At 63.2% G+C, this 11415-nt stretch carries 10 protein-coding genes and 1 pseudogene; 8 read left to right on the top strand and 3 right to left on the bottom strand.

What is annotated here, in order from left to right; translation table 11 throughout:
- The first annotated feature begins 4 nt into the window (after positions 1-4).
- From BUB53_RS17245 to BUB53_RS17260, 4 genes are all read left to right on the top strand, one after another.
- Entirely contained in the window at positions 5-763 is a 759-nt protein-coding gene (locus BUB53_RS17245; RefSeq protein WP_073036356.1) for a F0F1 ATP synthase subunit B family protein, read from the top strand.
- On the top strand, positions 753-2285 hold the full coding sequence (locus BUB53_RS17250; protein ID WP_073036358.1) for a F0F1 ATP synthase subunit alpha: 1533 nt from the start codon (positions 753-755) through the stop codon (positions 2283-2285). The genes BUB53_RS17245 and BUB53_RS17250 overlap by 11 nt, the downstream gene beginning before the upstream one ends.
- Positions 2269-3183, top strand: a complete 915-nt coding sequence (locus BUB53_RS17255; protein WP_073036360.1) for a F0F1 ATP synthase subunit gamma — start codon at positions 2269-2271, stop codon at positions 3181-3183. Before BUB53_RS17250 ends, BUB53_RS17255 begins: the two co-directional genes overlap by 17 nt.
- Positions 3184-3274: 91 nt before the next feature.
- A complete protein-coding gene (locus BUB53_RS17260; protein WP_073036401.1) occupies positions 3275-3685 on the top strand; it encodes a CBS domain-containing protein in 411 nt (136 codons plus the stop codon).
- 107 nt (positions 3686-3792) lie between these two features.
- Here the strand turns inward: BUB53_RS17260 and BUB53_RS17265 are convergent, their stop codons facing one another.
- Both BUB53_RS17265 and BUB53_RS17270 read right to left on the bottom strand, forming a co-directional pair.
- Complete coding sequence (locus BUB53_RS17265) at positions 3793-4527, bottom strand: Crp/Fnr family transcriptional regulator (RefSeq protein ID WP_073036362.1); 735 nt, start codon at positions 4525-4527, stop codon at positions 3793-3795.
- Positions 4528-5467: 940 nt separating this feature from the next.
- Entirely contained in the window at positions 5468-5881 is a 414-nt protein-coding gene (locus BUB53_RS17270; protein WP_073036364.1) for a MerR family transcriptional regulator, read from the bottom strand.
- Positions 5882-5981: 100 nt separating this feature from the next.
- Here BUB53_RS17270 and BUB53_RS17275 point away from each other — a divergent pair, with 100 nt between their 5' ends.
- From BUB53_RS17275 to BUB53_RS17290, 4 genes are read left to right on the top strand one after another with little or no spacing between them, the layout of a single operon-like run.
- Positions 5982-7226 (top strand): NADH:flavin oxidoreductase/NADH oxidase family protein, encoded by a 1245-nt coding sequence (locus BUB53_RS17275; protein ID WP_073036366.1) that lies wholly within the window; start codon positions 5982-5984, stop codon positions 7224-7226.
- 4 nt (positions 7227-7230) lie between these two features.
- Positions 7231-8151: an acetoacetate decarboxylase family protein gene (locus tag BUB53_RS17280; RefSeq protein ID WP_073036368.1), complete on the top strand. Its 921-nt coding sequence runs from the start codon at positions 7231-7233 to the stop codon at positions 8149-8151.
- A gap of 44 nt (positions 8152-8195) precedes the next feature.
- Entirely contained in the window at positions 8196-9032 is an 837-nt protein-coding gene (locus tag BUB53_RS17285) for an alpha/beta fold hydrolase (RefSeq protein WP_073036370.1), read from the top strand.
- Complete coding sequence (locus BUB53_RS17290) at positions 9029-10510, top strand: coniferyl aldehyde dehydrogenase (protein ID WP_073036372.1); 1482 nt, start codon at positions 9029-9031, stop codon at positions 10508-10510. The genes BUB53_RS17285 and BUB53_RS17290 overlap by 4 nt, the downstream gene beginning before the upstream one ends.
- Before the next feature lie 182 nt (positions 10511-10692).
- Here the strand turns inward: BUB53_RS17290 and BUB53_RS22835 are convergent.
- A pseudogene (locus BUB53_RS22835) lies at positions 10693-10950 on the bottom strand (ATP-binding protein); the annotation flags it as partial.
- Between the last annotated feature and the right edge of the window lie 465 nt (positions 10951-11415).

The following is an 11415-nucleotide window of genomic DNA, read 5'->3' on the forward strand; positions in this document are numbered from 1 at the left end:
CGCCGTGTCGATCGACTGGATCACGGTCGGCGCGCAGATCGTCAATTTCCTGGTCCTCGTCTGGCTGCTCAAGCGGTTCCTGTACCGGCCCATCCTCGACGGGATCGACGCGCGCGAGGCCGAGATCACCGCGCGCATGGGCGAGGCGGCGCAGATTGAGGCAGCGGCGCAACAGCAGAAGGCCGAGTACGAGGAGCGGATCGAGGCCTTGCAGGCCAGCCGTGCCGAAACGCTGGAGGCGGCGCGGCAGGAGGCCGAGAAGGAACGCCACGAGATGCTGACCGAGGCTCGCAGGCAGATGGACCACGAACAGGCCGAGCGCGCGGTGCAGCGCACCGAGGATGCCCGCGCCTTTCGCGCCGAGCTGCAGAAATCGGCGGCCGAGGCGCTTTTGTCGCTCACGCGCAAGGCGCTGACCGACCTGGCGGATGAAACGCTTGAACGGCGCATCGTGGCCCGTGCCGCTGCGCGCTTGCCAGAGGTGGCCGACAGGCTGCGTGGCAGCGCGAAGCAGGCGGTGGCGCTGACCCGCGATCCGCTGCCCGAGGAGGCCCGCGCCCGTCTGCGCGACGCGCTGGATGCGGTGGCGCCCGGCGCCGTCCTGAGTTTCGAGACCGATCCCGCGCGGTCGCCGGGGCTGAGCCTGACACTGGGCAGCGTGCAGGTGGACTGGACGATCGGCGACTACCTAGAAGACCTCGAAGCGATGCTGGACGAGTCGATGAACGGTGCGCCGGGCGGGGAATCCCGTGATGTCGGCTGACAGCATCCCCGAAACCAGTGTGGCCGGGCTGATCCAAAGGCTTTTGGACAGCCCGTCCCCGCCCCCGCGCGTAAGCGAGATGGGTCGGGTGAAGGAAGTGGCCGACGGTGTCGCCATTGTCACAGGGCTGACCTCGGCGCTGGCCGACGAGGTGCTGGCATTCGCATCTGGCGTGCGTGGCATCGTGTTCGATCTGGAGCCCGGGCGACTGGGCGTCGTCCTGCTGGGCCCCACCGAAAAGGTTTCCCCCGGAGAAAGCGTGCGTCGCACCCACCGGGTGATCGGCGTGCCGGTCGGCCCGGCGCTTCTGGGGCGGGTCGTCGACGCGACCGGTCGGCCGCGCGACGGACAGGGGCCGCTCGATCCGCCTCATGACCGGCCCATCGAAAGCCCGGCGCCAGGGATACTCGACCGGCGGGCGGTGTCGCGGCCGCTGGCCACCGGGATCAGGGCGGTGGATGCGGCGGTGCCCGTGGGGATGGGCCAGCGCGAGCTGATCATCGGCGATCGGCAGACCGGCAAGACTTCGATCGCGGTCGATGCGATCCTCAACCAGCGCGATACCGGGGTGCATTGCGTCTATTGCGCCATTGGCCAGAGAGGCGACGCGGTCGCCAAGGTCGTCGGCGCGGTCCGTGAGGGCGGCATGATGGCGCGCACGGTCATCATGGCGGCGGGCGACGAGGATGTACCCGGCCTCGTCCACATTGCGCCCTATGCCGCGATGTCGATGGCGGAGAGCTTTGCCGCCAAGGGGCATGACGTGCTGCTGGTGCTGGACGACCTGACCCATCACGCCCGCGCCTATCGTGAGCTGTCGCTGCTTCTGCGCCGCCCGCCGGGGCGCGAGGCATTTCCCGGCGACATCTTCTTTATCCACGCCCGGCTGCTGGAACGCGCAGGCCAGTTCGGCGAGGGGCGCGGTTCGATCACTGCGCTGCCGGTGGTCGAGACACAGGCCGAGAACCTGTCGGCCTATATCCCGACCAACCTGATCTCGATCACCGACGGGCAGATCTACCTTTCGCCGCGGCTTGTCCGGCGCAACCAGTTCCCGGCGGTCGACCTGGGGGTGTCGGTCAGCCGTGTTGGCGGTAAGGCGCAGGCGCGGGCCTTTCGTGAGGTTGCGGGCAACCTGCGTGTCACGCTTTCGCAATTCGAGGAGTTGGAGGATTTCGCCCGCTTTGGCACGCGGCTGGACGAGGATACGCGGGCGCGGTTGGCCCGTGGGGCAGCAATGCGCATCGCGCTGCGCCAGCCCGAGCGCGATCCGATGCCGGCCGCCGAACAGCTCGCCATCCTGTTGGCTGCGATGGAGGGCCTGCTGGACGGGCTGGACGAGGCTCGGGCGCTGCGCGCGATGACACGGGTCCGCCAGGCCATCACCGAGGATGACGGCGGGCTTGCGGCATGTATCGCGGCCGACGAGCCGCTGACCGACGAGCTGCGCGCCACCGTGCTGGCCAAGGCGCGCCACGCCATCGGCCCGGCGGAAGGAGACGGCGATGACGCAGACGCTTGAACGCCTCAGACGCCGCACCGACACCATGAGCAGTATCCGTGGCATCGTGCGCACGATGAAGGCGATGTCGGCGATCAACGCCGCCCCCTATGAACAGGCCGCGCGCGCCATCGGGGCGTATCGCGCCACGGTCCTCGACGGGCTGCATGCCTTCATTGCCGCGCATGGGGCGCTGCCGGCAGTCTCCGATGCCGGCGATCTCCGGATCACGATTGCCTTTGGTTCCGATCACGGGCTGTGCGGCAACTACAACGAGGTGCTGGCCGACGAGGTTCTGCGCGGCACCGGCGATCCCCCGGCGCGGGTGATCTGTATCGGCGCGCAGATGGATGACGCGTTGGCGGGGCAGGGTATCGCGTCAGAAACCGTGCTTTTGCCGCCGGCGAATGTCGACGGGCTGGGCCGGCTGGCCGGGCGCCTGATCACCCTGCTCGACGACATCCGGGGCGCGCAGGGGGCTGCGGGGATGACCGTGTCGCTGGTGTTCATGCGGCGGGCCGAGCATGGCCGGCAGGCGCCCATGACGCGCAGGCTGCTGCCGCTCGACCCGGGCATGACCGGGGCGCTGGCGCAGCGCCCCTGGGCGTCGCGCAGCCTGCCGGATTTTTCCCTGCCGCCCGGCAGGCTTCTGGCGGCGCTTGTCCGCAGCTTCCTTTTCGCCGAACTCTACGGTGCGGCGGCCGAGGCGCTGGTCACCGAGAATGCTGCGCGCCTGGCCCGTATGCAGCAGGCCGAACGCGCGATCGACGACCGGCGCGCGGAACTGGCTGGCGAGATGCGCCAGATGCGTCAGAGCGAGGTCACCACCGAACTGCTGGATGTCATCATCGGCTTCGAGGCGCTGAAGACGCAGCCCGCCAGGCGGCAGGACGATGACGATACCCGCACCGAACCGTGATGCGTTTTGCTGCGGTTGCATTAACCGCTGGCAAAGCCAGTGGAGCAGGCGATGGTATGCTGACAGGCAGCACCCGATGTGGAGCCCGGAGATGCTTGTCAAATCCATCATGCGTTGCCCCGTGACCACTGTCGGCCCTGCGACTTCTGTTCGGGCCGTGGCTGCCTTGATGAAGGAATGCGATATCGGCGCCATAGTGATTTGCGAGTCGGGGCAGGTCACCGGCATCGTCACCGACCGGGATATCGTGACGCGCTGGTTTCCGAATGTCCCTTCGGATGAGCCCATCGCCGCGGTTATGACACGCGATGTCATAACATGCCGTCCAGATCAGACGGTGCGCGAGGCCGCGCATCGCATGGGCAATCTCCAGATCCGGCGACTGGTCGTGGTTGATGACACCGGCGCCGTTGCCGGTATGATCACGCTGGGTGACATCGCCAACGACGCCGACGAGGAACTGGCGGGGCAGACGCTGGGCGAGGTGGTCGAAACGCGCTGAACCTGTTGCGTTTCAGTAAAATCCTGAAGTGCTTTTCGATACCTCTCGCCGTCGGCTCGAACGCAAAAGCGGTGTGTGATGGCCTCGGTATTTCCCGAAACGATTTATCACGGTCTGCGCAGCAGGATCTCCTCGCGCAACAGCGCAAGGTCGACTTCCGCGAGCTTGCTCAGGGTATCCAGATCGTTGAGGGAAATGTCGTGATTGTCGAGATGGCCAATCAGCCCGTCGCGTTCGAATCGCCGCATGGTGCGGCACACATGTACGTTGCTCAGCCCGGCGAATTCACCCAGCTTGTGCTGGGTCATCGGCAGGTAAAAGCAACCGTTCTGCGCCATGCCGATCTGCTCCAGCCGGACATAGAGTTCCAGCAGTGCATAGGCGACGCGGCAGGCGCCGCTGCTCCGGCCCATGCGCAGCAACAGCTCGGAGGTACGTGCCTGCGTCGTCACCAGCATCGCCGCCAGCACCCCCCGCAGCGCGGCGTGTTCCGGCTCGGGGCCGTTGACGTGCTCCAGCGGTATGGCGATGTAGCTGACATTGGTCAGCGCTTCGACCGTGAAGGCTGCGACGGGGGCGATTTCGGCGCCGATCAGCGCGAAGTCGCCCGGCAGCATTACGTCGATGATCTGGGCCCGGCCCTCGGGCATGGTCTTGGAAAGGGCAACCCAGCCGTCCAGTAGCAACATGGAGTAATCCGCGTATCCCGATTCCTGTACGACGCACTGGCCCTTGGCGGCCTTTCGGATAGCCTGTTTAGGGCGCAGGGCAATATAGGCATCGACAACCGATGAGCGGTCGGCATTCCGGAAAGCAGTTGGTAGAATCGCGCTGATCTGCATGATGATGTCGCTCCAGATTCGAACACTACACGAGTGCGGCGGATTCGCCCGAATCGCCTACTCCCCATGAGCGGAAAAACGCCTGTCAACCTTGCCGGATCAAAGCCCGTATTTACATGGCACGGGCGAAATGACCGCATCACAGGCGGTGTTCGCCGAAACCTTCCGCCGGGTTCCGGAGGTGGCGCCCTCGCGGGGGCATTCGTATGATATCGATGGCCGGAAACCGGACGCGGCTGGTATTAGCCGAATTCGGATCAGTCTCGGTAAGGGCAGGGAAGTTGTCCTTTATGCCATGCAGAAATTGTGCCACTCGGTGAGGCGGCCCAGCCGTTCACTTTAGAGTGGTCTCGGTAAGAACTATATTGGAACGTTCTCTTAAAATATGATACCGGGCAATGTGTTAGCACATTGCCCGGAGCTTGTCTCCGCGCGAAGATATTTTCGTGACCGCGGAATGGGTCGAAAATCGAACGCCACAAGATATAGAGATGCTGGCGGCGACCTTCGTCTCCCGCCGGCACATAGGCGATCTACAGGTGAATGTGTGCCGGACGCCCGGATGCCCGAACTTCGGCGTCGAAGCGCTCTCGCAGGTCGATCAGGGCCGCCCTAGAAAAGACGGAACCTCACGCCGGGATAACTACCGAGCGAATGGAGATGACGGGAATACGGCCGACAGAAGCTGCTCTGCAAGACTTGCCGGAAATCCGCGCCGATCAAAAGCAACCACGCCATCTGGGAAGAACTGCGCAGGATCTCCTCCTACCTCGACCCGGTCGCCGAGCCAGGCTGTCCTACCGATGGGTGCGAGAATGCGTGTGTAGGGCGTTTCACAGGACGCGGATCATATATTCGGAAGGCGAAGCTCAAGACTTCGGAGAATCCCGGCTCGGCCAAGGCGACGGCGAAGCAGATCGCCGCCTTGCTCTGACACCGGTCAGCGGGTTGTTTCCACTAGCATGTTCGCCATGATGCGGCGTGCGTTGTCCTTGCAGTCCATGTCGTCGGGTTTGGCTTCGATCTCGGCAATCAGGCGCTTGATCTGCGCCTTGCTGTTTTTCAGCTTCGCTTCGAGTGCGGCGATTTCGGCCACCTTGGCGCGCAGCGCATCGAGCAGGCCGTCGTGCTTCCACTCATCGAGGTCGGACGGAACCATCTGTCGTATTTCGTCGAGAGTGAAGCCTGCACTCTGCGCGGTGTCGATCAGGTTGAGGACCACCAGTGCCTCGGGCGGATACGTTCGGTATCCGTTGGAGCGCCTGTCGACCAACTTGAGCAGCCCGATCCGCTCGTAGAAGCGTATGCGCGACTGCGTCTGTCCGCTGCGCTTGGCAAGCTCACCTATCTTCATGTCCGCCGATCCCCTTGACCGAATGCCTCGATTTCCCGCTTGACCCTAAACTTAGCTTAAAGGTTATGGTGGGTCAAATCGAAGAATCCGGAGATGTCCGATGACCCTGTTTTCCCCGCTCACCCTGCCCAACGGCAAGGAGATTCCCAACCGCATCGCCAAGGCGGTGATGGAAGAGAACATGGCCGATGTCGACCATGGCCCCTCGTCAGAACTGATCGAACTCTACCGTGCCTGGGCACAGGGCGGCACCGGGCTGATCATCACCGGTAACGTGATGGTCGATGCGCGTGCCATGACCGGCCCCGCGGGCGTGGTGCTGGAAGATGATCGGCTGCTCGATCGTTTCCGTGACTGGGCGGACGTCGCGCGATCAGGCGGTGGCAAGGTGTGGATGCAGATCAACCACCCCGGACGGCAGATGCCGGCCGGTATGGGGCAGGAGACGCTGGCGCCGTCGCCCATTCCGCTCGACCTCGGGGCACAGTCGAAGCGGTTTCCGATGCCGCGCGAAATGACCGAAGCCGATATCGAAGACGTCACGCGGCGCTTCGTTGCCACGGCGATGCTGGCTGAGCGCGCGGGTTTCGACGGTGTCGAGGTTCACGCCGCGCATGGCTATCTGCTGAGCCAGTTCCTCTCGCCGCTGTCGAACCGGCGCACCGATCGCTGGGGCGGCAGTCTCGAGAATCGCGCACGGCTGCTGCTCGAAATCGTGAGCGGTATCCGCGCCGCGGGTGCGCCGGACTTCGCCGTGGCGGTCAAGCTCAACTCCGCCGACTTCCAGCGCGGCGGCTTTTCGCCCGAGGATGCGCGCGCGGTCGTGGAGATGCTCGCGCCGCTTGGTGTTGATCTGGTCGAGCTGTCAGGCGGCAGCTACGAAGCGCCGGCGATGATGGGTGCGGCGCGCGATGAACGCACTCTGGCTCGTGAAGCCTATTTTCTTGAATTCGCGCGAGAAATTGCCGAGGTTGCGCCAATGCCGCTGATGGTGACGGGCGGTATTCGCCGCCATGCCGTGGCCGAACAGGTAGTGGACAGCGGTGTTGCCATGGCGGGTATCGCGACGGCTTTGGCTATTGATCCGAACCTGCCAAACAAGTGGCGGGCCGGGAAGGACGTGGCGCCCACGCTGAAGCCGATCCCCTGGAAGAACAAGCCGGTCGCGTCGGCCGCGCACATGGCGGCGGTCCGCTATCAGTTGGGACGCCTCAGCCATCGTCGCCGCACGTCGCCGAACATTTCCCCGATCTGGGCGTTGATCGTCTCGCAGCGGCACCTCAAGCGCGCCACCCGGGCCTATCGCGCGTGGATATCGGCCCGTCCTGCCCTGAAAGGAGCTTGAGATCATGAAATCAGACAAGGACAAAGCGACCGTCGAAGTCGAGTTCGCGGGCCAAAAGGTGCTTGTACCCGCGGGCGGTTATTACGACCGCTATCGCTCGAACCCCGATCTGGACGAAGTCGCGAAGGACCCCGCCGCCGGGAACATCGACTTCTTCCGTCGCATCCCGAAAACCATGGTCGAGTCCCGGATCGGGCCGACATGGGCGCCCAACTTCTACTATCGGACCAGCAACGTGCAGGCCTTGATGCTCGCCCCGATGAAGAAGCTGCGGGCCATCCTGCCGCGGGAACTCGAGCCGTTGCGGGTCCTGCCCGGCTACGGGCTTGTAGCTCTGACGTTCTTCTCTTACGCCCTCTGTGACAACGATCCGTATAACGAGGTATCCGTTGCCGTGGTGGTTCGCCGACCGGACGCGCGCGGTCCGCATTCCCTGGAACTGCTGGATTCATTGAAGCGCAAGAGCTTCCACGCGCACGTTCTGGCCTTGCCGGTCGACACGGAGATCGCGCGCGTGCGCGGTGTCTATGGCTACCAGTTGCCGAAATGGCTGACAAAGATCGAGCTCGATATCTCATCCGGCGGTGTCAGTGCCCATATCGCGACAACAGACGGGCGCCCGGATGTCAGCCTGACCGCGCCAGTGCCCAAGCTGCGGCGGATACCTTCGCAGTCGAGCCTGTCGACAAACACGTCGATCGGACTGGTGGACGGCAAATGGCTTCAGACCCAGTTTGTCTCCAATCCGCTTGAGCTTGCGCAGACGACATTCCCGAAGGGTGTCGAGCTGGCGTTCGCCGATGGTCCGATCAGCCAGCTTCTGCGTGGTCTGGGCGTCGGTAAGATCCTGAGGCTCGATGTCGTCAAGGACGCCCAGATGGTCCTCTACCTGCCGCGCCCGCTGGGGCGGTTTCAAGCAAGCTGACCATTGCATCGACAACGACAACCCCCAATCAAGGAGAACACATCATGGCTTTCGTAACGACAAAGGACGGCGTCGAGATTTTCTACAAGGACTGGGGCCCGAAGGACGCGCAGCCCATCCATTTTCACCATGGCTGGCCGCTCAGTGCAGATGATTGGGACAACCAGATGCTGTTCTTCCTGAACGAGGGCTTCCGTGTCATCGCCCATGACCGGCGCGGCCATGGCCGTTCGGCGCAGGTGAGCGAGGGCCACGACATGGACCACTATGCCGCCGATGCTTCGGCCGTGGTCGAGCATCTCGATCTCAGGAACGCCATTCACATCGGCCATTCCACCGGCGGCGGGCAGGTTGCGCGCTACGTCGCCCGGCACGGCCAGCCTCAGGGGCGCGTCGTCAAGGCGGTACTGGTCAGTGCTGTCCCGCCGCTGATGGTGAAGACCGACGCCAATCCCGAAGGCACCCCTGTCGAAGTGTTCGACGGATTTCGCGCCGCGCTTGCCGCCAACCGCTCGCAGTTCTTCCTCGATGTGCCGTCCGGGCCTTTCTACGGTTACAACCGCGCCGGGGCGGAGCCATCCGAAGGGGTGATCAATAACTGGTGGCGTCAGGGCATGATGGGCAGCGCCAAAGCGCATTACGAAGGCATCAAGGCTTTCTCGGAAACCGACCAGGCCGAGGATTTGAAGGCGATCACCGTGCCGACGCTGGTCATGCAGGGCGATGACGACCAGGTCGTGCCTTACAAGGCGGCGGCCATCATGCAGGACAAGCTGCTGCAGAACAGCGAGCTGATCATCTATCCCGGTTTTTCGCACGGAATGCTGACGGTCAATGCCGATGTCGTGAACGCAGACCTTTTGAGGTTCATTCGCAAATGAGCGCAAAGACTGATCCGCTTCCCGCGGACCGCCCCGGCAATTTCGAGAGCTTTGCGGGACAGCACGAGCTATCAGCCATTCTCGATCGACAGCGAGCTGCCTTTTTGGCCAACGGGCCGCCGGACGCGCGCCAACGCAAGGACAATCTTGCACGATTGCGCGCTGCGGTGCTGGCGCAGCGGAGTGAACTGGCGGACGCGATCAACGCGGATTTCGGCAGTCGCTCGCGCTACGAGACCGAGATCATGGAGGTCGTCCCGGTAATACAGGCGATCGACTATTACCGCAAGAAGCTGCGCCGTTTCATGAAACCGGAACGCAGGCATGTGGCGTTGCCCTATCGGTTCGGACGCGCCTATGTCGAACTTCAGCCCAAGGGCGTGATCGGCATCATGGCGCCCTGGAACTATCCGTTCTCCCTCGTCATGGTGCCCCTGATAACGGCACTGGCCGCAGGCAATCGCGCCATGATCAAGCCGTCCGAACTGACGCCGCGAACCGGCGAGGTCATCGGCCGGATGCTCGCCGCCGTGTTTGCACCGGAGGATGTTGCGGTGGTCCTGGGCGGCGCTGAAGTCGGCGCGGCCTTCAGCGAACTGGCGTTCGATCACATCCTCTTCACGGGCAGCACGCAGGTCGGGCGCAAGGTGATGCGGGCCGCGAGCGAGAATCTGGTTCCCCTCACGCTTGAACTCGGAGGCAAAAGCCCTGCGGTTATCGCGCGAGGAGCCGTGAACCGACAGACAGTCTCAAGTGTAGCTTTCGGCAAGCTTGCAAACGGAGGCCAGACCTGCGTCGCGCCGGACTATGCGCTGGTTCATGCAAACGACCTCGATGCTTTCATTGCAGCTTTCAGTGACGCTGCTGCACACCTGTATCCGGGCGGTCCCGATAACAGGGACTATGCGTCGATCATCAATGAGCGGCACTTCGAGCGTCTGCACCGCCTGCTTGATGACGCCCGGACGCGCGGGGCGCGGCTCATTGAAATCGGTGTAGGTCCAAATCGAGCCCCGAAACGACCGTACACCATAGTGCCGACGCTGGTGATCGGTGCGGACGACAACACGGGGGTAATGACCGAAGAAATTTTCGGTCCGATCCTGCCCGTGCGGACCTACCAAACCATGGACGAGGCGATTGCCTACATCAACGCGCGCCCTCGGCCACTGGCGCTCTACTATTTTGGGGAGCGTAACGCCGACTGCGCGAAGCTGTTGAAGCGGACGACTTCCGGAAATGTCGGCATCAACAACACGCTCCTGCATGTGGCGATTGATGATCTGCCGTTCGGCGGCGTCGGGCCGAGCGGCATGGGCGCCTATCACGGCATCGAGGGATTCCGCTCCATGAGCCATGCGAAGGGCGTTTTCATCCAAGCGAGGTGGAATTTGCCGGGCCTCTTGCGCCCGCCCTATCGAAAAGTCGCGGATCTGGCGATTTCATTGATATTGGGGAAGAGGCGCGCCTCGAAGTGACAAGGTTGAACGCCTCTTTGGGACATGGGATATCTGGTTCAACGTGATGAATGTCGAACTTGTCAATGAACGTTCAAAAGCGACCCGGTTTCAGCGTTTAATATGACCCACCCTATGTGGCGCAAAGCCCCCAGTCGGGCCGCTCTCATATAGCGAGTCCGTCTGGGTCGTTTGCTTTGGGAGAACCGGTATGATGTGTTGCCCGTTTCGATGATGGCACAATGATGTGTGACACGATGCAGCGGCGCGGTTGTCATCTTGGCATCGCCGAAGACCGAGACCCACTCTCCAAGCTCCAGATTGGTGATGATGATGGCGCTGATCTTCTCATAGAGCTTGCTGATCAGATCGACAGCATTGAAGAAGCGCGCCTTCTTGCCGTTATTGATCAGGGTGGTTCCAAGCGCGATGGCGATATGGGGTTTGCCGGTGCCGGTTCCCCACCAGAATGAGGTTGTGCGCCTCCTCGGTGAACTAACCTGTGCAGAACGGTTCGACCTGTCCCTTCTCCCAGCCCGCAGCCGGGGTGCAGGCAACCGGCTCCATCACGTAATGGTTCATCAAGGCCAGGAACCGGGAGTGGAATCTCCGGTCCTTCGAGCGCGAGACATAGGTCAGTCTTGGGGCTGTCGATGATCACCCGGCGTGGAACCCCGCCATAGAAAGACAACGCCTGCCAGAACCATCTCCTGGGCTTCGCCGGGACAGGCCACGACAGAGGGCTTGCGGCTGTGGCACAGGCGGAAAATGGGCAACCTTCACTTTCTGCTTGGCACTGCCCAGGACAACCCGTTCTTCGCTCCAGTCAAATTGCAGTGCGTCACCTGCCGCAAAGTGCAGCGGGATAAACGCCTCGCCCGAACCGGCACCAGCCCGCTTCCGATCGCGGACAAAGCGCTGAACCG

The sequence above is a fragment of the Roseovarius pacificus genome, assembly GCF_900142665.1.
GTDB classification, from domain to species: Bacteria; Pseudomonadota; Alphaproteobacteria; order Rhodobacterales; family Rhodobacteraceae; genus Roseovarius; species Roseovarius pacificus.

Coding starts and splice junctions, on each gene's coding strand:
- BUB53_RS17265 (WP_073036362.1), bottom strand. CDS start 4,527: ATGCAGATCAGCGCGATTCTACCAACTGCTTTCCGGAATGCCGACCGC.
- BUB53_RS17250 (WP_073036358.1), top strand. CDS start 753: ATGTCGGCTGACAGCATCCCCGAAACCAGTGTGGCCGGGCTGATCCAA.
- BUB53_RS17275 (WP_073036366.1), top strand. CDS start 5,982: ATGACCCTGTTTTCCCCGCTCACCCTGCCCAACGGCAAGGAGATTCCC.
- BUB53_RS17270 (WP_073036364.1), bottom strand. CDS start 5,881: ATGAAGATAGGTGAGCTTGCCAAGCGCAGCGGACAGACGCAGTCGCGC.
- BUB53_RS17255 (WP_073036360.1), top strand. CDS start 2,269: ATGACGCAGACGCTTGAACGCCTCAGACGCCGCACCGACACCATGAGC.
- BUB53_RS17280 (WP_073036368.1), top strand. CDS start 7,231: ATGAAATCAGACAAGGACAAAGCGACCGTCGAAGTCGAGTTCGCGGGC.
- BUB53_RS17285 (WP_073036370.1), top strand. CDS start 8,196: ATGGCTTTCGTAACGACAAAGGACGGCGTCGAGATTTTCTACAAGGAC.
- BUB53_RS17260 (WP_073036401.1), top strand. CDS start 3,275: ATGCTTGTCAAATCCATCATGCGTTGCCCCGTGACCACTGTCGGCCCT.
- BUB53_RS17290 (WP_073036372.1), top strand. CDS start 9,029: ATGAGCGCAAAGACTGATCCGCTTCCCGCGGACCGCCCCGGCAATTTC.